We start from the raw sequence: 23,951 nt of genomic DNA, 5'->3' as shown, positions 1-23,951 counted from the left end.
TGGTCAATGGCACGGGTCACGATCCTGATGGCGACACGCGATCCGGGCCCGGAGTTGCGCGATCAGCTCGAAAGCCTCGCGACGCAGACGCATCCTGAGTGGCGGCTGATTGTTGGAGACGACAGCCGAAGCGATGCCACACACGATCTATTGGCAGAGTTCGCGCGGAGCCATGAGGTACGGATTGTAGCCGGGCCGCAAAAAGGAGCGGGGGGGAATTTCCTATCTCTTCTAAGCGGCGTGGACCCCGCCACGACCGAGTTCATCGCCTTCTGCGATCAGGATGATGTTTGGTTGCCGGATCGGCTCGCGCGGGGGATTGCGGCCTTGGACGAGGGTAAACCTGCTCTCTATTGCAGCCGCACATGGGTCTGTGACGCTAATTTGGGAAACAAACACCTTTCGGCGCGACATCCACATCGGCCATCGTTCCGTAACGCTCTGGTCCAGAATATTGCGGCCGGTAACACGATCCTCCTGAACCCGGCCGGGGCCGAGCTCGCCATCTCTGCGGCGCGCGAGTTGCAGGCCGCGCCGCGCCATGACTGGTGGATTTATCAACTGTTCACTGGCTGCGGCATCCGGGTCGTCTATGATGCGGAACCTACGCTTCTCTATCGACAGCATGGCCACAACGCGGAAGGTGCGAACCTCACGATGCGTGCAAAGCTCTCTCGGTTGAAGCGGCTGCTGAAGGGTGAATGGCGTGGTTGGATCGATGTCCAATGCGCGGCGCTTACCGCCTCCGCGCATCGGTTCACGCCCGAAAACCGGACCATTTTCAACCGCTTCTTGAATATGCGCGAGGCAGGTTTTTCGACCCGAATGAGAGAATTCGCCCGGCTGAGGCTCTATCGCCAAAGCCGGGCGGCTACGCTTGCCCTTTGGATTGGGGCCGTGTTTCGGCTGATTTAGGGTCTCAAATCCGGAAAATCGGCTGCAGAAGGCGCGGCAGGAGCCCCTTGAACTTCAGCGGCGCATCGGTCGCGGCGAGGCAGATGCAGACATCTTCCATCCCCGCGATCGGCGTGTGGTCGAGATCGTCATCCGCCACTTCCACATCGCCCACGCCAAAGCGCCCGGTTTCGTCCGAGAAGGAGCCCTGCAGAACCATGGTCAGTTCCAGGCCGCCATGGGTATGATCGGGCACCGCCATTCCCGGTGGGATGTAGAGAAGCCGTGCCGACCCCTCCTTGTCCTCGCTCAGGATGGCCTGCTTGATGCCGCCGCCCAAGGCACGCCAGCGCGGGTTGTCCGCACCCATCGCCTCGACCACGGCGCCCGGATAGATTCCTGCGCGCGCGGGTTGCGCCGCGACGATCACATCGTCGTCGTCCAGCCCATCAAACACACGTCGCCGCAAATCGTCGCTCGGCGCCATGCCTTCAAGCTCGTCCAGAACCAGCCCGCCTGCCAGTTCCTCTGCTTCAAGCCGTGCGCGACACTCGTCGCACTGGCTCACATGCGCCGCGACGACCAGCGAAAACGCATGACCCAGTGAGCCGGTCGCGTAAGACCGAACCAACCAATCGGGCAAATGATGCGTGATCTCCGTCATTCGTCTCTCAGATCCCTTAACTCGTGTCTAAGCTTCTCCAGCGCGAGCCGGATCCGCGATTTGATCGTCCCAAGTGCGAGGCCGGTTGCCTCGCGTATTTCGGCCTGTGTGAGTTCACCCACGTAGGCCCGCTCGATTATGTCGCGCTGCGCTTCGGGCAGAGCCTTGATCGCTTCACGCAGCTGCGCCGCTTCCTGTTCCAACCCGATCGCCGCGTCGGCTTCTCGGGTTTCCCGCGTTTCCGCTTCGGCGACCAGCTCGTCTGGAACGGGCCGGGGCCGTCTTCGGATCACATCGATCTGCCGATTGCGCGCAATTCGGTAGATCCATGCCGAGGCGCGCGCCCGCGTCTCGTCGTAAAGATGAGCCTTGCGCCAGATCGTGAGCATCACGTCCTGTACCACATCCTCCGCCGCCGCCTGCGACATGCCAGAGCGCACTAGCATCCCCTTCAGCCGCGGCGAGAAGTGATCGTAAAGCCGCGCGAAGGCCATCTTGTCACGCCTGTCACGAACGGCGACGAGCCAGTCGGTCTGCTCGCATGCCGCCTCTGGCGTCGGTTTCGCTGAATTCTTGTCGTCCATACTCTTCCCGGCAAAGGTATGTCCCGCCGCGATTGGCGGGGTCCCCGTGGTGTCGAAGTTGATGGTCGCATCTCTCAGCATGTGACCGATACGCAGCTTATGGGAATCTGGTTCACATGAGTCGCGAAAAAACTTCTGATCCAAACGGTAATATGCACCGTTAAGCCTTCAAGAGCTTGGGAGAATTCGAATGTCATTTGATGCCGTGCATCCACAGGCGCAACGCATCGCGATCATCGGTTCGGGGATTTCCGGTCTGGCCGCGGCGTGGCAACTCGCGCCGCAGAACCGCGTTACCGTCTACGAGGCGGAGCCGCGGCTCGGTGGGCATTCGCGGACGATCGTCGCGGGGCGCAACGGCGATCAGCCGGTCGATACCGGTTTCATCGTCTTCAACTACGCAAATTATCCCCATCTGACGCGGCTGTTCTCCGAGCTCGACGTGCCCGTCGAGAAATCCGACATGAGCTTTGGCGTGACGATCGATCAAGGCCGCATCGAATATGCGCTGCGCGATCTGAACAGCCTTGTGGCGCAAAAGCGCAACCTCGCCCGGCCGGGCTTTCTGCGGATGGTCGCGGATATCGCGAAGTTCAATGCGAGAGCCGTCTCGGTCGCGCAGAGTGACGACGTGACGATCGACGGCCTGCTGGACGAGTTGAACTTAGGCGACTGGTTCCGGCGCTATTACCTGCTGCCGATTTGCGGGGCGATCTGGTCCACGCCCGCCGATCAGATCGGCGCATTTCCCGCGAAAAGCCTGCTGCGCTTCTTCGAGAACCACGCGCTGTTGTCGGCGACCGGTCAGCACCAGTGGTGGACGGTCTCGGGCGGGTCGATAGAATATGTAAAGCGGCTGGAGGCGGCCTTGCGTCTGCGCGGTGTCGAATTCCGCACCGGTACCCCGGTCACCGCGATCAAGCGGGAGCGAAATTCGGTCGCCATTCTGGCGGAAAAGGCCCTTCCGGATCAGTTCGACCAGGTGATCATCGCCACCCATTCCGATCAGGCGCTCAAGCTGCTGGCCAAGCCGACCCCGCAGGAGCAGGCCGCGCTTTCGGCGGTCCGCTATCAGCCAAACGATGTATATCTTCATCGCGACGAGGCGCAGATGCCGCGTCGGCGCGCTTGTTGGTCGAGCTGGGTCTACCAGGCGCAGACCCGTGCGAGCGAGACGCGGCTTGGTGTGACCTATTGGATGAACAAGTTGCAGAACATCCCCGAGCGCGATCCGCTCTTTGTCACACTGAACCCCGACACACCAATTGCCGAGGAAAAGATCTACGACCACGAGGTCTTCTGGCACCCGGTCTTCGACCGCGCGGCGTTGCGGGCGCAGGGCGAAATCCAGGCGATACAGGGTCTGAATCGGACCTGGTTTGCAGGGGCGTGGCTACGTCATGGCTTCCACGAGGACGGGTTTGCCTCGGCCGTTCGGGTTGCGCGCGAGCTCAATCGCGGGGCGCAGCCGCAGATCAAGTTCGAGAAGGTGCCCGCATGAGTGGCGAATTCTGTCCCGGTCACACGGTCCATGCGCGGCGGGGCGCGATTGCGCACCAGTTCCGCTATCACGTCGATTACGTGCTGATCGATCCGGATTCGCGGGGCCCCTGGCCAAAAGTATTCTCACGACGTGGGCGCAACCTCGCGACGGTGCAGGACAAGGACTATGGTGGGACGCCTCATCATGGGGAAGGCGCGGAGTGGGTCCGCAAGCAGCTCTCTCGGCTCGGTGCGCCGGAGATCGCGAAGCTCCGCCTTCTGACCCAACCGAAAATTCTCGGGGCAGGGTTCAACCCCGTGAATTTCTGGCTGGCCTATGATGCGCAAGACGACCTGCGCGCCGTTATCGCGGAGGTGAACAACACTTTCGGTGATCGGCACTCCTATCTCTGCGCCGCCCCCGATTTCGACCCGATTTCTGCGGAAACCGAGCTTCACGCCGCGAAGATCTTCCATGTTTCCCCGTTCCAGACGATCGCGGGCGAGTATCGCTTCCGCTTCGATATCCGGGCGGAACATATCCGCATCCGCATCGACCACCGAAATGGAGAAGAAGGCGTGGTTGCGACCCTCGTGACCGACCGGCGTCCACTCACCTCGGCGGCACTTCTCGGGATGGCGCTGCGCCGTCCGCTCACCCCAATCCGCACGCTCGGCCTGATCTACTGGCAGGCCCTGCGGCTCAAGCTCAAAGGCGCCCGCTACCTGCCGCGGCCCACACCCCCGACCGAGGAGATCAGCCAATGATGCCTTTCCTGACCAACCGCATCCGCAGCGAATTCCTCGCCACATGCGAGAAAATCGAGCATGGGACGCTCTATTTGCGCCTGCCCGACGGCACCGCTCGCCGCTTTGGTCACGGAGAGCCGCAGGCCGATATGGAAATCCGCGACTGGCAAGCCGTGGTGGCGATGGCGTCTCGCGGCGATGTCGGCCTGGGCGAGGCCTATATTGCGGGGCTATGGGAGACCTCCTCGATCGAGGCGCTTCTTTCTCTCGCGCTGAAGAACCTCGATGTGGTCGACGGCTATGCCTATGCTGGCTTCTGGTCGAACCTGAAATTCCGCCTGATCGACCGGTTGATGCGGGCCAATTCGCTGCGTGGCGCTTCGCGCAACATTCGGGCGCATTACGATGTCGGAAATGAGTTTTATCAACTCTGGCTCGATGAAGGGATGAGCTATTCGTCGGCGCTTTTCGCGCCGGGCGACAGCGATCTGCATCGGGCCCAAAACCGCAAGCTCGATCGCATTCTCGACCGGATGGGTGAGGGGGAGCAGGTGCTGGAGATCGGCTGCGGCTGGGGACATTTCGCCGAACGCGCGGCCGAGCAGGGGCGCCACGTCACCGGCATCACGATCTCGCCCAGTCAGAAAGGCTATGCCGATGCGCGGCTCGACGGGCGCGCGGATATCCGGCTTCAGGACTATCGCCGTACGCCGGGGCAGTTCGATCATATCGTCTCCATCGAGATGATCGAAGCGGTCGGAGAGCGCTACTGGCCGAACTATTTCCGTACTCTGAAAGAGCGGCTGGCGGAGGGCGGTTCGGCAATGATTCAGGCCATAACAGTGTCTGATTCCTACTTTCCGAAATATCGCCAGACCTCGGATTTCATCCGGCAATACACCTTCCCTGGCGGGATGCTCCTGTCGGACGGCGTGATACGGGATCAGGCGGCAAAGGCGGGCCTGGCGGTGAAGGACAGCTTCGCTTTCGGGCAGGACTATGCCGAGACCTGTCGGCAATGGGCCGCCCGCTTGAAAGAGCGCAGCGCGCGGGCTGCCGAGCTGGGCTTTGGCCCGGAATTCCTGCGCAACTGGGCCTACTATCTCGAAGCCTGCGCGGCGGCTTTCGCGGTCGGCCATACCGATGTCGTTCAGGTGCAACTGGCACATGCGAGGGCGTAACATGATGCTGAAATTGTTAATTGTCGTCGCGGCCCTGATCTTTGCGGCTTTGCTGGTCCGACACTTCTTCTTCTCTTTCCCGGCGCAGAAATCTGCGGATTACGCGGCAGAGAGCCCGGAATTCGACATTCGGCGGGCCTTCGACGGTCCCGTCGAGGCGCACGGCATGATCTACGGGCCCGACGGCCGCGTCACCTCCCGCTTCCGCGCTGTGATGACGGGGCGGTTCACCAATGACGGTGGCGTAATCGAGGAAGAGTTCGAATATGCCTCGGGGCGGCGCCAGAGCCGGGCATGGAATATTCAGTTCGGGCCGAACGGCGAGATCAGCTCGACCGCCGACGATATCGAAGGCCGCGCCGAGATGGAGCAGTCGGGCAACGCGCTGCGGATGCGGTACCGGCTGCGGCTGCCGGAAGACGCGGGCGGCCATGTGCTCGACGTGACCGACTGGATTTACCTGATGCCGGACGGGACGCTTCTGAACCGGTCGCAGATGCGCAAATTCGGCATCAAGGTGGCGGAGCTGTTCGCGGTCATGCGGCCGATGACAGAACCGGCCGAATGATCACTCGAAGCAACTGGCGCGGCCGTCTTTCTGGATCGTCGCCGCGCCATCCATGATCGAACGCGCGCGGCGCGACAGGAAGCTGCCGGGCTTCGCTGCCGAACGGTCCTTCGGGTCCGGCAGGACGCCTGCGATCAGCGCGGATTGCCGGGCGCTCAGCTTGTCGGGTGTGCTGCGGAAATAGCGATGCGCCGCAGCATCCACCCCGAACGCTCCCTCATCGAACTCGGCGACGTTAAGATAGATTTCCAAAATCCGTCTCTTGCCCCAGATCGCTTCGGCGAGCGGTGTCATAGACGCCTCCAGCGCCTTGCGCAGCCAGCTTCGGCCCTGCCAGAGAAACACGTTCTTCACGGTCTGCTGGGTGATCGTCGAGGCGCCGCGATTGGCGCCATCGTCGATCGCCTTGCGGATCGCGCGCATGTCGAAGCCCCAGTGATTGCAGAAATTGGCATCCTCCGCCGCGACGACCGACCGGGCAAGCACCGGCGCAATATCCTCGAGCGGCACCCATTTCTGATCCACCGCACCGAGCCGCTGGCGTTCGCTCCAAATCGTCCAGGTGGTCGGTGGGTTAACGAACTTGAAAAGAACCATAAGCACGAGCACGAGCGCGACGAGACCGAGCAGGCCGCGCAGCGCCCATTTAAGAGCGCCGCGAAACGGCGCTCGCATGCGGGTGGAGACACTCGATTTCGTGCTGCGTTTGGCGGGCTTTCTGCCCGTTTTTTTCGTGCTCTTTGCCATGCGCGTATAAGTCACAGCGTGCCCCGAGGGGTCAAGCGACAAGGAGCGCCAATTCCGGCCCGCGTGCCACCTGTCGCGCCGTTACCATGGTTTCGATCGGTGCGTCTGAGACGGCTGTCCACGCGGTGCGGATCTCCTGCGCGAGGTCGCGATCTTCGTCGAGGATCATGTTCCCTGGAAAGAGGCTCTCGCTCGGCGCACCTTCGGCAATCAGAATATGATGCCGCGCTAAGAGCAGATGGCGATAGTGGACGGTTGCCCTCGGCTCGATCCGCACGCTTTTGCCATTCACCAGATGCTTTGCGGCGATCAGCACCTCGCTATCCGCGCAGGCGATCTCGGCGCGCCAGCCGCGCAGCAACATCCGGTGTTCCTGCGATACGTAGAGCGGACGTTCGTTGCCAATGGCACCGGCGGCGAAGCGAACCGGCGCGTAAAGGCCGGCGCCACGGCAGACCCGTCCCCCCGCCCAAAGGAGCGGCTGGGGCCCTTCGTCTTCGGTTGAGACGAGATCGCCTGCCGAGAGCGTTTCGACCGCACGCGGACCAGTGGGTGTCTCGATCCGCGTTCCGACGAGAAAACAGGCGGGTCCGAGGTCGCCGACAGGGGCCTGCGTGCTTTGCGTGACGTAGGTCGAGCTGACGAAGGTCGCGTTGTGGAGGATCGTACCGTCCGAGGGCGTAAACACGGCCGTCCCGTCGCGCAGGTAGAACGTATCGCCGGTGATCGTTTCCTGCATGCCGTTCGCACGTTCGATCGTGATCGTGTCGCCGCGCCAGACATCGGTGACGCGTTGGCCGTTGATCGTGTCGCGGGCACCGTTGCTGCTTGATATCCAGTTGTCGTTGTTCCTGTCGACGATTTCGAATGTCGTCGGAGACAGGGCGGTGCCTGCGGTGGGCGGATTGCCCGGGTCCATGACGTAGAACTGATCGTAATAAGTCGCCATCTTTACTGCCCTGGTAACGTTATTATTGGTTATTCGTTACGTGGTAAGCAGCGATCTGGGCGACACGAAGGCGCCTCTAAGGCGCAAAATTAACACAGGATTAAAAAGTGGCAGCCCGGCGACGGGCCAATTCAGAGCGCAGAGGGGCCGACCATACGAGCAAGGCTGCCGGTCGAGCCTTCGCTGATTTCCTCGCCGGTGAAGGCCGTGGTGCCCCCGGAGGAGAGCGCGACTTCCAGCCGTTCGTGGAAATCTTCCGGCAAGGGAATCTGCAGCACGCGGCCGCTTGCATGGCCCAGTGTCCGCATTCGGTCGAGCACTTCGGCGGCGCTGGCTTTCTTAAGCATGATGAAGACCGCAGAGCCGCCTTCCGGAAGGCTCTCTCCCGCCTCGCGCAGGAAGGAGGTATTCAGCCCGACATCCGTGAACTTGCCCGAGATCACCCCGGCCCCGGCGCCCACCACTGCCCCGACAAGTGGCGACAGGAAAACCAACCCGAGGACGCCGCCCCAGACCGCGCCGCCGATCGCGCCGAGGACGACCGTATTGCTGTTCTCATGGACCCGGACCGCGCCGCTTTGCTCGCGGGTCACAACGACAATGTCCTGCGACCGGAAAAATCCCTCTTTCTCGAGGGCGGTCAGTTCCTCGCGCATCGCGAAACCGGCGGCTTCCGTTTCATGCGCCATCACCAGTAATTCGGACATCGTTACCTCCAGACAGAACAAAGGGCGAGACATTTGTCTCGCCCTTTGAAACGGTTCCGTGAGGGGGTGGGTTCCCTTATTCCGCCGGCACTGCCTGCGGCTCGTCGCTGAGCGGATAGGACAGATGCGCCAGCATTTCCTTCGGGCAGACCTGCAGGAAGTTCGCCTTCTCGGTCTCCCAGTGCTGGAGAATATCGGCGCCTTTGCGCGATCCCGTTTCGGCGACGTGACGCTCGATCAGGCCTTTCAGCTCGGCTTCCCAATGCTCGTGGCCCAGCCCGCAGGTGACGAGGCTTTCGAGATTGATCAGCTCTTCCGCCGTATTGTCCGGATCGTAGAGATAGGCCATGCCGCCGGTCATGCCCGCACCGAAGTTCGGGCCGATCGAGCCGAGGATCACCGCGACGCCGCCGGTCATGTATTCGCAACCGTTGGAGCCGCAGCCCTCGATCACCACTTTCGCACCCGAGTTCCGCACCGCGAAGCGCTCGCCCGCGCGGCCCGCCGCGAAGAGGTGACCCTCGGTCGCACCGTAAAGCACGGTGTTGCCGATGATCGTGTTCTCGGAGGCCACCAGCGGCGAGGCCATGGGCGGACGGACGACGATCATGCCACCCGAGAGACCTTTGCCGACATAGTCGTTGGCATCGCCCGACACTTCGATCTTCAGACCCGGGGCCGCGAAGGCGCCCAGCGACTGACCGCAGGAGCCGGTCAGCTTCACCGTCAGGTGGTCCGATTGCAGCGCGTTGCGCATCCCGAAGTTCTTCACGATGTGCGAAGAGGCGCGCGTCCCGATGGTGCGCAGCGTGTTGCGCACCGCGTAGGAGAGCTGCATCTTCTCGCCATCCTCGAAGAAGCGGTGACCGTCCTTGATGATCTCGGCATCGAGCGTGTCCGAAACCCAGTTACGCGGCTTCGAGCGGTCGTAGACGATCTTGTCCCAGCCATCGACGGTGATCAGGAGCGGATTGAGATCCAGATCGTCGAGATGCGCCGACCCGCGGCTCACCTGGCTGAGAAGATCGGCGCGCCCGATCACCTCGTCGAGCGAACGCGCACCGATCGAGGCGAGGATTTCGCGTACTTCCTGAGCGTAGAAGGTGATGAGGTTCACCACCTTGTCCGCGGTGCCGGTGAACTTGGCGCGCAGCTCCGGATCCTGGGTGCAGACGCCCACCGGGCAGGTGTTCGACTGACACTGACGGACCATGATGCAGCCCATCGCGATCAAGGCGGCAGTGCCGATGCCGTATTCCTCGGCCCCCATCATTGCCGCCATCACGATGTCACGCCCCGTGCGCAGACCGCCATCGGTCCGCAGCGTGACGCGTTCGCGCAGGTTGTTCATCGCGAGAACCTGATGCGCCTCGGTCAGACCCATCTCCCACGGGAGACCGGCATATTTGATCGAGGTCGCGGGCGATGCGCCCGTGCCGCCGTTGTGGCCCGAGATCAGGATGATATCGGCCTTCGCCTTCGCGACACCGGCCGCGATCGTGCCGACGCCCGAGGACGCCACCAGCTTCACCGTCACTTTGACCTTCGGGTTGATCTGCTTGAGGTCGTAGATCAGCTGCGCGAGGTCTTCGATCGAGTAGATGTCGTGGTGCGGCGGCGGCGAGATCAGGGTCACGCCCTTGGTCGAGTGCCGCAGACGCGCGATCAGGTCGGTGACTTTCATCCCCGGAAGCTGGCCGCCTTCACCGGGCTTGGCACCCTGAGCGACCTTGATCTCAAGCTCTTCGCAGTGGTTGAGGTATTCGGCGGTGACACCGAAACGGCCCGACGCCACCTGCTTGATCTTCGCCGACGGGTTGTCGCCGTTCGGCTCGGGCACGAAATGCGCCGGGTCTTCGCCGCCTTCACCCGAGTCCGACTTCGCGCCGATCCGGTTCATCGCGACGTTCAGGAGCTTGTGCGCCTCGGGCGAAAGCGCGCCCAACGACATGCCCGGCGTCACGAAACGCTTACGGATCGAGGTGATCGACTCGACCTCTTCGATCGGCACCGGCTTGCCCAGCGACTTGATGTCCAGCATGTCGCGGATGTGGATCGGCGGGTTCGCCCGCATCATCGCGGAATACTGCTTCCACAGGTCATAGCTCGCGCGGTTACAGGCCGATTGCAGCATGTGCATCGACTGCGCGCCCCAGGCGTGGCTTTCGCCGGTGCGGCGCGCCTTGTAGAAGCCGCCGATCGGCAGCACGTCCTGACCGCCTTTCCAGCCCTTCGCATGCACACCTTCCAGCGCGTGCTGGATGCCGTGCAGACCGATGCCGGAGATGCGCGAGTGCATGCCGGGGAAATATTCCGCGACCATCGCGCGCGACAGACCCACGGCTTCGAAGTTCAGACCGCCGCGATAGGAGGAAATCACCGAGATCCCCATCTTCGACATGATCTTCAGCAGACCGGCGTCGATCGCATCGCGATACTTGCGCATCGCATCGACGAGCGAGCCGCTCAGCAGCCCACGGTCGATCCGGTCGGCGATCGTGTCCTGCGCGAGATAGGCGTTCACTGTGGTCGCGCCCGAGCCGATCAGCACCGCGAAGTAATGCGGGTCGATACATTCCGCCGAGCGGACGTTGATCGAACAGAAAGTCCGCAGACCTTTCTGCGTCAGCCAGCTATGCACCGCCGAGGTCGCGAGGATCATCGGCATCGCGACCTTGTTCTCGTCCTGCTCCTCGTCGGTCAGCACGATATGCAGCGCACCCGAGCGCACTGCGTCTTCGGCTTCCTGACGGATCCGGGTCAGACCCTCGCGCAGCGCATCCTGATCCGCATTGGCCGGGAAGGTGCAGTCGATCATCGCCACCTGCTCGCCGAATTCCTTGAGCATGTGGTCGAATTCGGAATTCGCGAGGAACGGGCTTTCGAGGATCCAGATTTCGGTCTGCGAGCTGTCCTCGTCGAGAACGTTCTTCAGGTTGCCGAAGCGCGTCTTGAGCGACATCACCCGGCTTTCACGAAGCGAGTCGATCGGCGGGTTGGTCACCTGGCTGAAGTTCTGACGGAAGAAATGGCTCAGCGGACGGTATTGCTTGGACAGAACCGCAGGTGGCGTGTCGTCGCCCATAGAGGCGATGGCTTCCTTGCCGTCCTCTGCCATCGGCGCGAGAATCTGTTCAATCTCTTCGACCGTGTAGCCCGCTGCGACCTGACGCTTGCGCAGCGTGCCGCCGGAGAATTTCGGCTCTTCCGGCACGTCCACGAGGATCGCGTTCAGATCGGTAACCTTGCCGACCCATTCGCCGAAGGGCTGTGCCGCGGCCAGTTTGTCCTTGATTTCGGTGTCGTGGTAGAGCTTGCCCTCGCGCATATCGACCGCGATCATCTGACCCGGGCCAAGCGCGCCCTTTTCCACGACCGTCGCCTCATCGATCGGCACCATGCCGGCTTCCGAGCCTGCGATCAGGACGCCGTCACCAGTAATGACATAGCGCAGCGGGCGCAGGCCGTTGCGGTCGAGACCGCCGCAGACCCAGCGGCCATCGGTCATCGCCAGCGCGGCGGGGCCGTCCCACGGCTCCATCACGGCGTTGCAATAGGCATACATGTCCTGCCACGCGGACGGCATCGTATCGGTGGATTTCGACCACGGCTCGGGCACGAGCATGGTCTTCACCATCGGCGCGTTGCGGCCCGAGCGGACCATCAGTTCGAACACCGCATCGAGCGCACCGGAATCCGACGCACCTGCCGGGATGATCGGCTTGATGTCTTCGGCGCTGTCGCCGAAGGCCGAGGAGGCCATGCGGATTTCATGGCTCTTCATCCAGTTGGTATTGCCCTTGATCGTGTTGATCTCGCCGTTATGCGCCAGCATCCGGAACGGCTGCGCCAGCCACCACTGCGGGAAGGTGTTGGTGGAATAGCGCTGGTGATAGATCGCGAAGGCGGATTCGAAGCGCTCATCCTTCAGATCGGGATAGAATTCCGCGACCTGCTCGGCCAGCATCATGCCTTTGTAGATGATCGAGCGCGTCGACAGCGAGCAGATGTAGAGCCCGTTGATCTGCGCAGCGATCGCCGCTTTCTCGATGCGGCGACGGATGATGTAGAGCTCGCGCTCGAACTGCTCCTCGTCGATGTCCTTGTCGTTGCGGATCAGGATCTGCTCGATCTCTGGACGCGTTGCGTTGGCCTTCTCGCCCAGCACTTCGGTGTTCACCGGAACGTGGCGCCAGCCGTAGATGTAGTGACCCATCCGAAGAACTTCGGATTCGACGATCGTGCGGCAGCGCTCCTGCGCGCCGAAATCGGTGCGCGGCAGGAAGACCTGACCGACGGCAACCATCTTCTCCATGTCCGGCTCGTGGCCGGTGCGGCGGATCTGGTCGTAGAAGAAGGGGGCCGGGATCTGGACGTGAATGCCCGCGCCGTCGCCGGTCTTGCCGTCGGCATCGACCGCGCCGCGGTGCCAGATCGCCTTCAGCGCGTCGATGCCGTTCTCCACGACGCGGCGCGAGGCCTTGCCGTCGATCGACACCACGAGACCGACGCCGCAGGACGCCTTCTCGTCATCTTCCTTCCACAGCGAATTCTCGTTCATCCACTGGCGTTTCGCTTCCTCGGCGGCCACCCAGGCTTCGTCATATTTGGTCATTGCAGTGCCTCCTTGGAGAAAGAGCGGGAAAGGGGGGCGAGGCTGACGCGCGTGGGCCGCAGATCGGCCTCCGTCATCATCAGGTCGCAGTCATATTCGGGCGTCTCGGTCGAAAAACCGGGATCGCCGGGAAAGTCGAAGCGTACCGGGCTGTCGTCATAACTCACGACATCGCCCTGATCGTTCTCGAACCGCTCGGCACCGCTGAAGAACACGCGATACTTGCGCGAGATATATTGCGTGCCGGTGCGGGTCGCGACGGTTTGGCCGTTCTGGTCGTCTTCGCGCAGGTCGAAGGTGATTGTCTCGAGCGGGACATCGTCGATGCTGAGCGAGTTGCCGGTGAGGGCATCGCTGCCGACATAGCGGCGCAGGCCCCGATAATTCGACCGCGTGACGAAATCGTAATCGTCCTTGCCATCCGACAGGAGCGCCGAGAACGAGGGGGCGTCCTTCGACGCGCCCGGATCGAACATCTCGATCTCGCCGGTATCGGTAGACACGCTTTCGAGCCAGCGGGTCTCGGAATCTATATGGCTCAGGTAGTAGATGCCTTCGCCATCCGCGAACGCGGTCCAGAGATCGCCCTCGGGATCGGCGGCGCAGCGATAGTAATTGGCGACCTGACAGTTATGCATCTGCACGGTCATGAAGACCTCGCAGCCCTGCGGCGGCTTGAAGTCTGCGGCATGGGCGGGCAGGGCGCTGAAGAGCCCCCCGCAGATCGCCATGCCGAGAAAATTCGACCGCATCGGATGCATTCCTTTTCAGATCGACAGGGCGCGGATCACTCCGCTGCCACCGCCGCCACGTTTTCGAGATAGCTCAGGATCGAGCCAGCCGCTTCGCGCCCGTCGCGGATCGCCCAGACAACGAGGCTAGCACCGCGCACGATGTCGCCGACCGCGTAGACGCCGGGGATCGAGGTCGCGTGGGTGCCGAACTCGGCCTTCACGGTGCCCCAGCGGGTTGTCTCCAGATCGTCGGCGTCCCACGCGCCGGGCAGGTCTTCGGGCTCGAAACCGAGCGCCTTGATCACCAGGTCGGCCTCTTCGTCATAGATGCCGCCCTCGATCTTCTCGGGGCTCTGACGACCCGACTTGTCCGGAGCGCCCAGACGCATCCGCTGCACCGAGCAGTTGGTGACGGGATTGCCCGAGAAGCCGGCCGGTGCAGAGAGCCAGACGAATTCCACGCCTTCTTCCTCGGCATTCTGCACTTCGCGCTGCGAGCCCGGCATGTTGGCGCGGTCGCGGCGATAGAGACATTTCACCGAAGTGGCGCCCTGACGGATCGCGGTGCGCACGCAGTCCATCGCGGTGTCGCCGCCGCCGATGACGAGGACGCGCTTGTCCTTGGCGTTGAGCGTGCCGTCCTCGAATTCCGGTACCTCGTCGCCGAAGCTCTTGCGGTTCGAGGCGGTGAGATAGTCGATCGCGCGCACGATGCCGGCGGCGTCTGCACCCTCGTCGGTCAGTTCGCGCGTCTTGTAGACGCCCGTCGCGATCAACACCGCGTCATGCTTTCCGCGGATCGCGTCGAAGGAGATGTCGGTGCCGACATTGCAGTTCAGCACGAATTCGACGCCGCCATCTTCCAGCTGCTTCACGCGCTGCATGACGATGTCTTTCTCGAGCTTGAAGCCGGGGATGCCGTAAGTCATCAGGCCGCCCGCGCGGTCGTAGCGGTCATAGACGGTGACCTGAACGCCTGCGCGACGCAGCATGTCGGCCGCTGCCAGGCCGCCCGGACCCGCGCCGATGATGCCGACGCTTTCGGCACGCTCGGTCGCCGGTTTGATCGGCTTCACCCAGCCCATGTCGAAAGCGGTGTCGGTGATGTATTTCTCGACCGCGCCGATGGTGACGGTGCCGTGGCCCGACTGTTCGATCACGCAGTTGCCTTCGCACAGACGATCCTGCGGGCAGATGCGACCGCAGATTTCCGGGAAGGTATTGGTCGCCTGCGACATCTCGTAGGCTTCCTGCAGACGGCCTTCGGCGGTCAGGCGCAGCCAGTCGGGGATGTTGTTATGGAGCGGGCAATGCGTGTGGCAATACGGCACGCCGCACTGGCTGCAGCGGCTCGCCTGCTCGGCAGCCTTCTCGTCCGCGTATTCGCGATAGATTTCGTTGAAATCATGGGAGCGCACGTTCGCGTCGCGCTTCTGAGGCATCTCTTTCGCCGTCTTGACGAACTTGAGCATCGGTTGCTTGGCCATTGTGGCGCCTCCCTAGAAAACCGGTGGGTGCGCATGACTACACCGCTTGCCGCAGCAATAAAAGTAAGCAAGGCTGACCTAAATGTGCGTTTTTTGTGTGAGGTGCGCGAGAAGGCCCCTCAAAATCACTCAAACTAGGTCAGCTTAGTTTACGTTATTGCGGCTTTTCCCTGATTTTCCTGAAGATGACGCACCGCCAAAAAGCGATTCGCGCTTCGTTAGCCTAGCACACCGACCGCCGCGAGGCTCAGCAAGAGCCCACCGAAGATGATCCGGTAGATCGCGAAGATGGTGAAACGGTGCCCCTGAATGTAGCCAAGGAGCCATTTCACCGCGACAAAGGCCGTGATTGTCGAGACGATGAAGGCGACGCTGAGCGCGGTCCAGTCCTCGTTGCCGCCGGCACCGTCCTTGAACTGTTTGAGCAATTCGTAACCGCTCGCCGCATACATGGTGGGGATGCCGACGAGGAAGGCGAATTCCGTCGCGGCCGCGCGGTTCGAGGTGCCCAGAAGCATCGCTACGAAGATCGTCGTGGCGGAACGCGAGGTGCCCGGAAAGACCCCGGCCACGATCTGCGCGATCCCGACTGCGATCGCGACACGCCAGAAGACGTGGCTGCTATCGGGCTGACGATCCGCGACGCGTTCGGCAAAGAGCATCCAGAAGCCGCCGATCACCAGCGCCCAGGCGACTGGCTGAATGGCCGTCGGCAACTCGAAGCCCATCTTCTTTACGATCAGGCCCAGAACGGCCGTAATCAGGAAGGCAACGGTCAGCTTCGCCAAATAGTCGCGGTTTTCAGGATCGCGCCAGTTGAACAGCAGTTCCATCAGGCGGCGCCAGTAGATCAGCGTGACGGCGAGGATCGCCCCGGCCTGAATGACGATATTGTAGGTATCCGAGCGCGTACCGAGCCAATGTTCGGCGAGAATGAGGTGGCCAGTGCTCGAAATCGGGAGGAACTCGGTGATCCCTTCAATCACACCGAGCAGAACATCGTTCAGATAGCTCAAGAATACCGCCTATGTCAGAACTGCGCCGCACGCGACGCTTGGAGGTGGGTCAGGTCTTGCGAAGGTTCTTCGCGGAAGCCTTGATGTCGTCATACTGGCCACCGGGACGGAAGCGCCACAGGTAGCCGGGCATCACGGCTTCCATTGCCATAGGATGGATTCCGAGATCGGAGAAGCCTTTCGCCCCCTCGGACACGACATTGTCAGCCTGCAGGTTCTTCACCTGATCGCGCGTGAGGATGCGGTTGGTGAACAGCCCGCCGGTGACGGCCTGGCCCAGATCGAAGACGCCGCCCATGATGCTTGCGATCCAGCGCGGCAGCGACAGCACGAGCCGACGACGGTGGATCACTGTCAGCATCTGCTTCATCAGGTCGTGGAAGGTTTCTACATCCGGCCCGCCGAGTTCATAGATGCCGGGCGCGACTTTCCCGTCGGCGCCCATGACCGCCACCTTCGCGACATCGTCGACGAAGACCGGCTGGAACTTGGTCTTGCCACCGGTGATCGGAAGGATCGGGGTGAATCGCGCCATCGAGGCGAACTTGTTGAAGAAACCGTCCTCGTTGCCGAAAATGATCGAGGGACGCAGGATCACGGCCTGCGGATAGGCCTCCAGAACCGCTTTCTCGCCCGCAGCCTTGGTGCGGGCATATTCGCTGGGGCTGTCCGGATCGGCGCCAATGGCCGAGATCTGCACCAGTTTCGGCACGTTCATCTCTGCGGCGATACGTGCCACGCGGCCTGCGCCTTCGGCCTGCACCGCCCCGAACTTGTTCTTGCCTTCGTTCACCAGGATGCCGACGCAGTTGATCACCGCATCCGCGCCCTGCATCGCTGCGCGCACGCTGGCATCGTCGCGAATATTGCAGAAGACCGGCTCGACTTGCCCGACCGCACCGTAGGGTTTGACGAAGAGCGCCTCGTTCGGACGCCGGACCGCAACGCGAATCCGCCAACCGTCCTTTGCCATGCGCCGCGCGATATACCGCCCGACGAACCCCGAACCGCCGTAGATCGTAACCAGCTTGGACATGGGCAGAGGCCTTTCCTTGCAAGAATTTCGTCCTTTGATTACCGCCTCGCCCCCGCGGGAACAAGGCCAAAGACCCGAAGAGTGAAAGCTTGCGAATTTTTCGTGTCGATCCCCGTTGACAGTCCCAGCGCCGCTCTGTATCTCGCGCTCCACGGCACCTGCCCAGGTGGCGGAATTGGTAGACGCGCACGGTTCAGGTCCGTGTGCCGCAAGGCGTGGAGGTTCGAGTCCTCTCCTGGGCACCACTACTAAAAAAGTCGCGCAACTCATCTGGGTTGCGCGACTTTTTCGTTTTCGGGTGGCGAGTCCTCGTGCAGCGGCCCGCGCTTTGCCTTATTTCCTGCGGAAAAAGCGCGCGCGATCGTAAAGCGCCTCGAGCCTAGCCATGCGGGCCGAGGTTTCCTCCCAAGTGAGCGACTGGATCGCAGCCATGAACGTTTCGACCAGAACCTGAATCGCGACCGTCGAATCCCATGCCGAGGGCGCTTCGATCTGCGCCGAAAACCGATAGCGCGCATGCGTCGCGGCAGGCGAGACCCAGGGATCGGTGATCAGCACGACTTCCGCGCCCTGCTCGACCGCCATCTCCACCAGTTGCAGCACGCTCGATTCATAGCGGCGAATGTCGAATACCAGCAGCACGTCGCCCTTCTGCATCTCCAGAAGCGCGGGCGGCCAGCTGTTCGATAGCGGTTCGAGCAGCTCGACCCCGGGCCGGATCACCTTCATATGTGCCACGAAATAAGCTGCGATCGGGCCGGTGATCCGGCCCCCGGTCGCGAAAATGCGCCGCTTCGGATCGGCCATCATCGCGGCGGCGGCGTCGAACTCGGCATGGTCGATCTGCTTCAGGGTCGCCTGCAGGTTGCCCAGAACCGTATCGGCGAAGCGGTTGATCATATGGGTATCGGGCGCATCCCCCGCCCAGCGGTCATGTTTGACGAGCGGGGAGACAAGCTGCGCCTCCAGCTCGTCGCGCACCGCCTGCTGCAGTCCCGGATAGCCACCATAGCCCATCTTCTGGGCAAGTCTCACGACGGTGGGAGAGGAGACCTCGGCGGCGCGCGCCAGCTGCGCGACAGATCCCAGAAGCGCCATCGGATAGTGACGCAGGATATGTCCGGCGAGCTGCTTCTCGGTCCGGGTCATCTCTTCGATGCCCGACCGGAGCCTGTCTTCGATGCTTTGCGTGGCTGCTGACAAATCGGGCACTCCCGTGCGAATCACGTTAGAAATGATTGTAACAGAATTTTCTTCTCTGAAATTTTCTTGACAGACACGAGGTGCCGGGGCGAGCCTGACGCTAAGGACGCGACGCAGAATCGCGCCTTGCAACAGGAAGGGACCAATTTGAACAGCGCGCATGCAGCGGTGGACATCGAAGGCGCAGAGCGTTCGGGCCAGATCGTTCTGGTCTGCGAACATGCGTCGAATGCCTTTCCCGCGCCTTGGGGCGAGCTGGGATTGACCCCCGATCAACGCGACGCGCATATCGCCTGGGATCCCGGCGCGCTGGGCCTCGCGCGCGGTCTGGCCGCGAAATTGGAGGCGCCGCTGGTTGCGGCCTGCCAGTCGCGGCTGATCTACGATCTCAATCGCCCGCCGCATCATACCGGAGCCATGCCCGTGCAATCGGAGATCCACGAGATCCCCGGCAATGCGGGGCTGACACCGGACGACCGCAGCGCCCGCACCGAGGCGCTTTATCTTCCGTTCCACGCGGCTCTGGGCGGTCTCGTTGCCGAGCGGCTGGCGCGCGGGCAAGCCACTGCACTGGTCACAGTGCATTCCTTCACGCCGATCTGGTTCGGTCAGCCCCGCGCGGTAGAGTTCGGCGTGATCCACGACGCCGATCCGAGCTTTGCGCAGGCGGTTCTCGAGGAAGCCCGCCGTGTCACCGAGCTCGATACGCGTCTTAACGAACCTTACTCAGGCGCCGATGGTGTCTGTCATACGCTGGCGCTGCAAGCGACGCCGATGGGGCTGCCGAATGTCATGCTGGAACTGCGCAACGATCTGATCGCCGATCCCGCCGCGCAGGAGGCGATGGCCGCGACGCTTGCGCCGGTACTGCAAGCCGCGCTGTCACGGATCACCGCAAATAACGGGGAGGCCGCCTGATGCCACGCTGGAGTGTCGCCTATGTCCGCCTGATCGACGGGTTCAATCGCAAGCTCGGCAAACTGGCGATGTACCTGCTCTACGTCATCATGGGCATCATGCTGTTCTCGTCGGTGACGAAGATTGTGCAGATCCCCGCACTCTGGACGCTGGAAATGGCCCAGTTCACGCTGGTGGCCTATTACATGCTGGGCGCGCCGTGGACGCTGCAGGGCGATACCAACGTGCGGATGGACCTGCTATATTCCCGCTGGTCGGCGAAGGGGCAGGCGTGGTGGGATGCTTTCACCGTCTTCGCGCTGCTCTTCTATCTCGGGATCATGGTCTACTCGGCCTATGACTCGACGGTCTATTCCTTCGAATACAACGAGCGAAATCCGACCGCGTGGCGTCCGGTGCTGTGGCCGATCAAGGTCATCATCACGACGGGCTTCGCGCTTCTGTTCCTGCAGGCCGTGGCGCTTCTGATCCGCGATGTCGCGACTATTCGCGGAGAGGAAATCTGATGGATCACAACACCATCGCCCTTTTGATGTTCTCGACGATGCTGCTGATGATGCTGACCGGCCAGCGCGTCTTCGGCGCGATCGGCTTCGTCGCGGTCGTCGCGGCCTTCTGGCTCTGGGGGCCGGGCGGCACGCAGATGGGCTTCGGCTCGGTCATGAAGCTGATGAAATGGACGCCGCTGCTGACGCTGCCGATGTTCGTCTACATGGGCTATGTGATGTCCGAGAGCCGTCTGGCCGAAGACCTATATCGGATGTTCCACGTCTGGTTCGGGCCATTACCGGGCGGCCTCGCCATCGGGACAATCATGCTGATGGTGATGATCTCGGTGATGAACGGGCTGTCGGTAGCGGGCATGGCGATCGGGGCGACGATCGCGCTGCCGGAACTGCTGCGCCGGAACTACGACAAGCTGATGATCTCGGGCGTGATTCAGGCGGGGTCGAGCCTCGGCATCCTGATTCCGCCTTCGGTCGTGCTGGTGCTGTTCTCGCTGATCGCACGCCAGCCGGTCTCCGAACTGTGGCTGGCCGGCGCTGTGCCGGGGCTTCTGATGGCCACGCTTTTCGTCGCCTATATCGTGATCCGCTGCAAACTGAACCCCGACCTCGCGCCGCCGATGGATGCGGAAGAGCGCGCGATGATCACCATGCGCGAGAAACTGCGTCTGCTGCGTGCGGGTCTGATGCCGGTGTTCATCTTCATTGCGATGATGGTGCCATTCCTCAAAGGCTGGGCGAGCCTGACCGAAGCTTCGGTGATCGGCGCGCTGGCCGCTGTCTTCGCGGCGGTGATCAAGCGGCGCTTCACCTGGCAGGTGTTCCAGGTCGCGACCGAGAACACGCTCAAGATCACCGTGATGTTCATGCTGATCATCACCGCGGCGCTCTCCTTCGGGGCGGTGTTCGACGGTCTGGGTGCGGGCCGCGCGATCGAGGATTTCTTCACCGACAGCCTCGGTCTCGGCCCGTGGCAGATCCTGATCCTGATGCAGCTGAGCTTCCTCGTGATGGGGATGTTCCTCGACGACACGGCGATGCTGGTGATCGTGGCTCCGGTCTATGTCTCGCTCGCCCGGCATCTGGGCTTCGACATGATCTGGTACGGTGTCCTTTATACCATCACCTGTCAGGTTGCCTATCTCACGCCCCCCTTCGGCTATAACCTGTTCCTGATGAAGGCGATGGCGCCGAAGGAATTCACGTTGCCTGTGATCTACGCCTCCGTGATCCCCTTCGTGGGCGTGATGGTCCTGACGCTGATCCTCGTGATGATCTTTCCGCAGCTGGCGCTCTGGCTGCCGCATGCGGTGCTTGGAAGATAACCATAACCCGGAAAAACCGGGATCAACCAACAAGGAGAGAGTGATGACGACAAGAAGACAGTTCCTCACCACCGGTGCGGTGGGTGCGGCTGCGGCGGGCCTTGCGGCCCCGGCCGTCGCGCAAACCACGCCGATCAAGTGGCGGATGCAGACCTATGCCGGCCCCGCGCTGGCTGAACAGGTCGTGGATAACTGCATCAAGACCTTCAACGAAATCGCCGATGGCGAGATGGAGATCGAACTTTACTACGCCGACCAGCTGGTGCCGACCTCCGAGCTGTTCCGCGCGATGCAGTCGGGCACGATCGACGCCGTGCAATCCGACGACGACTCGATGGCCTCGCCCACCGAAGTCACCGTCTTCGGCGGCTATTTCCCCTTCGGCCTGCGCTACTCGCTCGACGTGCCGACGCTGTTCAACGAATGGGGTCTCAACGAGATCTGGGACGAGCAGTATTCGGCCGTGGGCGTGAAGCACATCTCGGCGGGCTCGTGGGATCCGTGCAACTTCGCCATGAAAGAGCCGGTGAAGTCGCTCGACGATCTGAACGGCAAGCGGGTCTTCACCTTCCCGACCGCCGGGCGCTTCCTCGCGCAATTCGGCGTGGTGCCGGTGACGATCCCGTGGGAAGACGTGGAAGTCGCGCTGCAGACCGGCGAGCTTGACGGCGTCGCGTGGTCGGGCATCACGGAGGATTACACCTCGGGCTGGGGCAAGAACGCGCCCTACTTCCTGACCAACAACATCTCGGGTGCGTGGATCGGCCACTTCTTCGCCAACATGGATCGTTGGAACGAAGTGCCGGATCGTCTGAAGACGCTGATGAAGACCTGCTTCGATCAATCGCACTACCACCGCCAGTACTGGTACTGGTCGGGCGAGGCGAAGCTGCGCGTCGATGGCGAGGACATGCAGCTCACCACGATCCCGGATGCCGAATGGCAGAAGGTCGAGGATGCGGCGCACAAGTTCTGGGACGAGATCGCGGCCGAGAGCGAGTTGAAGGCGAAAGTCGTCGACATCTTCCGCAAGTATAACGAGACGATGCGCAAGGCAGGCCCGCCCTACCGTTGCGGTTGATCTCGTCGGCGGGCAGCCCGTCCTGCCCGCTCTTATTTGCCCTCTTGTAGGGCTTTGCACCGCGCGGCACTCTCGCGCGGTGACCCTGATCCCGGAGGAACTCATGTCGCGAAAAATGTCGTTCGACGCGCTCAAGAAGGCGGTCAATGCTGGCGAGGTCGATACCGTCATCGCAGCCCTTGTGGATATGCAGGGACGGCTTCAGGGCAAGCGGTTCCACGCGGCGCATTTCATCGACAGCGCATGGGAAGAGACCCATTGCTGCAACTACCTGCTGGCGACCGACATGGAGATGGTCACGGTGCCGGGCTATGACGCGTCCAGCTGGGAACGCGGCTACGGCGATTACGTGATGAAGCCCGACATGGAGACGCTGCGGCTGATCCCTTGGGTTCCGGGCACGGCGCTGGTGATCTGCGATCTGCTCGATCATCACAGCCACGAGCCGATCCCCCATGCGCCGCGCCAGATGCTGAAATCGCAGCTCAAGCGCGCGAAGGACATGGGCTATGACGTGATGATGGCGACCGAGCTGGAGTTCTTCCTGTTCGAGGAAAGCTATCCGCAGCTCTTCGACGCGGGCTATCCGGAGCCGACCCCGGTCGCGCGCTACAATGTCGATTACTCGATCATGGGCAATTCGCGCGCCGAACCGGCGATGCGCGCGATGCGCAACGCGCTTTATGCGGCGGGCGTGCCGGTCGAATGCTCCAAGGGCGAGGCCGAGCGCGGCCAGGAAGAGCTGAACGTGAAATATGCGGCCGGTCTGCAGACCGCCGACATGCATGTGCTGGTCAAGCAATGCGCCAAGGAAGTCGCCCAGTCCCACGGGCTGTCGGCGACGTTCATGGCGAAATATCACACCGACAAGGCGGGCAGTTCGAGCCACGTGCACCAGTCGCTCTGGAAGGGTGGCAAGCCTGCCTTCTTCGACAAGGACGCGCCCAATGGCATGTCCGAGCTGATGCGCCACTATCTCGGCGGGCAGATGGCCCATGCGCGTGACATCACCTATTTCCTCGCGCCCTACACCAACAGCTACAAGCGTTTCTGCGAGGGGCTTTTCGCGCCGACGAAAGCGGTTTGGTCTTTGGACAACCGCACCGCGGGTTTCCGCATCTGCGGCGAGGACACGAAATCCATCCGCGTCGAATGTCGCATCGGCGGCGCCGACCTGAACCCCTATCTGGCCTGCGCCGCGCTTCTGGCGGCGGGGCTCGCCGGGATCGAGCAGCAGATGGACCCGGGCCCGGAAGCCGCGGGCGACATCTACAAGGCGGGCGAAGTGACCGAGGTGCCGAAATCGCTGACCGAGGCGCTGGGCGCTCTGGAAGGTTCGGACATGCTCAAATCCGCCTTCGGCGAGGACGTGATGGCCCATTACGTGCGCGCCGCCCGCTGGGAAATCGAAGAACAGAACCGAGTTGTGACCGACTGGGAGCGGATGCGCGGTTTCGAACGCGCCTGAGTTTTGACAGACCCGCGGGGCCCTACACCCCGCAAG

Annotated in this window: 21 protein-coding genes and 1 tRNA gene; 11 read left to right on the top strand and 11 right to left on the bottom strand. The window is 62.4% G+C overall.

Annotated features, from left to right (window positions below; genetic code table 11):
* Window positions 1-6 precede the first annotated feature (6 nt).
* Complete coding sequence (locus DEM26_RS09765; RefSeq protein ID WP_109172286.1) at window positions 7-915, top strand: glycosyltransferase; 909 nt, start codon at window positions 7-9, stop codon at window positions 913-915.
* Between the two features lie 4 nt (window positions 916-919).
* Here DEM26_RS09765 and DEM26_RS09760 read toward each other — a convergent pair whose 3' ends face one another.
* On the bottom strand, window positions 920-1,558 hold the full coding sequence (locus DEM26_RS09760) for a ChrR family anti-sigma-E factor (RefSeq protein ID WP_075775155.1): 639 nt from the start codon (window positions 1,556-1,558) through the stop codon (window positions 920-922).
* Complete coding sequence (locus DEM26_RS09755) at window positions 1,555-2,286, bottom strand: sigma-70 family RNA polymerase sigma factor (protein ID WP_276206157.1); 732 nt, start codon at window positions 2,284-2,286, stop codon at window positions 1,555-1,557. Before DEM26_RS09755 ends, DEM26_RS09760 begins: the two co-directional genes overlap by 4 nt.
* Window positions 2,287-2,332: 46 nt before the next feature.
* Between DEM26_RS09755 and DEM26_RS09750 the strand changes: the two genes are divergently transcribed.
* The 4 genes from DEM26_RS09750 to DEM26_RS09735 are packed head-to-tail and all read left to right on the top strand — an operon-like array spanning window position 2,333 to window position 6,123.
* Window positions 2,333-3,643: an NAD(P)/FAD-dependent oxidoreductase gene (locus tag DEM26_RS09750; RefSeq protein WP_109172285.1), complete on the top strand. Its 1,311-nt coding sequence runs from the start codon at window positions 2,333-2,335 to the stop codon at window positions 3,641-3,643.
* Window positions 3,640-4,392, top strand: coding sequence for a DUF1365 domain-containing protein (locus DEM26_RS09745; RefSeq protein ID WP_109172284.1), 753 nt, complete (start codon window positions 3,640-3,642; stop codon window positions 4,390-4,392). The genes DEM26_RS09750 and DEM26_RS09745 overlap by 4 nt, the downstream gene beginning before the upstream one ends.
* Window positions 4,392-5,555, top strand: coding sequence for an SAM-dependent methyltransferase (locus DEM26_RS09740; RefSeq protein ID WP_075775449.1), 1,164 nt, complete (start codon window positions 4,392-4,394; stop codon window positions 5,553-5,555). The genes DEM26_RS09745 and DEM26_RS09740 overlap by 1 nt, the downstream gene beginning before the upstream one ends.
* A gap of 1 nt (window position 5,556) precedes the next feature.
* A complete protein-coding gene (locus DEM26_RS09735) occupies window positions 5,557-6,123 on the top strand; it encodes a DUF3833 domain-containing protein (RefSeq protein ID WP_233243064.1) in 567 nt (188 codons plus the stop codon).
* Here the strand turns inward: DEM26_RS09735 and mtgA are convergent, their stop codons facing one another.
* The 8 genes from mtgA to DEM26_RS09695 all read right to left on the bottom strand — a co-directional run bounded on the left by mtgA (window position 6,124) and on the right by DEM26_RS09695 (window position 17,414).
* Complete coding sequence (gene mtgA, locus DEM26_RS09730; RefSeq protein ID WP_075775159.1) at window positions 6,124-6,870, bottom strand: monofunctional biosynthetic peptidoglycan transglycosylase; 747 nt, start codon at window positions 6,868-6,870, stop codon at window positions 6,124-6,126.
* 31 nt (window positions 6,871-6,901) lie between these two features.
* Entirely contained in the window at window positions 6,902-7,819 is a 918-nt protein-coding gene (locus DEM26_RS09725) for a Hint domain-containing protein (RefSeq protein WP_109172283.1), read from the bottom strand.
* A gap of 131 nt (window positions 7,820-7,950) precedes the next feature.
* Complete coding sequence (locus tag DEM26_RS09720) at window positions 7,951-8,526, bottom strand: DUF1269 domain-containing protein (RefSeq protein WP_158275106.1); 576 nt, start codon at window positions 8,524-8,526, stop codon at window positions 7,951-7,953.
* A 76-nt stretch (window positions 8,527-8,602) separates the two neighbouring features.
* A complete protein-coding gene (gltB, locus tag DEM26_RS09715) occupies window positions 8,603-13,141 on the bottom strand; it encodes a glutamate synthase large subunit (protein WP_088735486.1) in 4,539 nt (1,512 codons plus the stop codon).
* A complete protein-coding gene (locus DEM26_RS09710) occupies window positions 13,138-13,893 on the bottom strand; it encodes a hypothetical protein (RefSeq protein ID WP_233243063.1) in 756 nt (251 codons plus the stop codon). The genes gltB and DEM26_RS09710 overlap by 4 nt, the downstream gene beginning before the upstream one ends.
* A 35-nt stretch (window positions 13,894-13,928) precedes the next feature.
* Complete coding sequence (locus tag DEM26_RS09705) at window positions 13,929-15,362, bottom strand: NAD(P)-dependent oxidoreductase (RefSeq protein ID WP_109172280.1); 1,434 nt, start codon at window positions 15,360-15,362, stop codon at window positions 13,929-13,931.
* A gap of 218 nt (window positions 15,363-15,580) precedes the next feature.
* Window positions 15,581-16,378, bottom strand: a complete 798-nt coding sequence (locus tag DEM26_RS09700) for an undecaprenyl-diphosphate phosphatase (protein ID WP_075775165.1) — start codon at window positions 16,376-16,378, stop codon at window positions 15,581-15,583.
* Window positions 16,379-16,427: 49 nt separating this feature from the next.
* Window positions 16,428-17,414, bottom strand: a complete 987-nt coding sequence (locus DEM26_RS09695) for a complex I NDUFA9 subunit family protein (RefSeq protein WP_109172279.1) — start codon at window positions 17,412-17,414, stop codon at window positions 16,428-16,430.
* 160 nt (window positions 17,415-17,574) lie between these two features.
* Here DEM26_RS09695 and DEM26_RS09690 point away from each other — a divergent pair.
* Window positions 17,575-17,659 (top strand) — tRNA-Leu (locus DEM26_RS09690).
* Between the two features lie 88 nt (window positions 17,660-17,747).
* Here the strand turns inward: DEM26_RS09690 and DEM26_RS09685 are convergent.
* Window positions 17,748-18,617, bottom strand: coding sequence for a MurR/RpiR family transcriptional regulator (locus DEM26_RS09685; RefSeq protein WP_281143358.1), 870 nt, complete (start codon window positions 18,615-18,617; stop codon window positions 17,748-17,750).
* 147 nt (window positions 18,618-18,764) lie between these two features.
* On the opposite strand from DEM26_RS09685, the gene DEM26_RS09680 reads away from it, so the two are divergent.
* The 5 genes from DEM26_RS09680 to DEM26_RS09660 all read left to right on the top strand — a co-directional run bounded on the left by DEM26_RS09680 (window position 18,765) and on the right by DEM26_RS09660 (window position 23,915).
* Entirely contained in the window at window positions 18,765-19,535 is a 771-nt protein-coding gene (locus DEM26_RS09680) for an N-formylglutamate amidohydrolase (RefSeq protein ID WP_075775168.1), read from the top strand.
* Window positions 19,535-20,041, top strand: a complete 507-nt coding sequence (locus DEM26_RS09675; protein ID WP_075775169.1) for a TRAP transporter small permease subunit — start codon at window positions 19,535-19,537, stop codon at window positions 20,039-20,041. Before DEM26_RS09680 ends, DEM26_RS09675 begins: the two co-directional genes overlap by 1 nt.
* Window positions 20,041-21,366, top strand: coding sequence for a TRAP transporter large permease (locus tag DEM26_RS09670; RefSeq protein WP_075775170.1), 1,326 nt, complete (start codon window positions 20,041-20,043; stop codon window positions 21,364-21,366). Before DEM26_RS09675 ends, DEM26_RS09670 begins: the two co-directional genes overlap by 1 nt.
* Before the next feature lie 43 nt (window positions 21,367-21,409).
* Window positions 21,410-22,447, top strand: a complete 1,038-nt coding sequence (locus DEM26_RS09665; protein ID WP_075775171.1) for a TRAP transporter substrate-binding protein — start codon at window positions 21,410-21,412, stop codon at window positions 22,445-22,447.
* 103 nt (window positions 22,448-22,550) lie between these two features.
* A complete protein-coding gene (locus DEM26_RS09660) occupies window positions 22,551-23,915 on the top strand; it encodes a glutamine synthetase family protein (protein WP_088723204.1) in 1,365 nt (454 codons plus the stop codon).
* Window positions 23,916-23,951 lie beyond the last annotated feature (36 nt).

The organism is Thioclava sp. NG1 (assembly GCF_003122275.1).
In the GTDB taxonomy this organism is placed as follows: domain Bacteria; phylum Pseudomonadota; class Alphaproteobacteria; order Rhodobacterales; family Rhodobacteraceae; genus Thioclava; species Thioclava nitratireducens.
The sequence above is the reverse complement of the archived record's forward strand: the minus strand, read 5'-3'. Positions and strand labels throughout refer to the sequence as shown.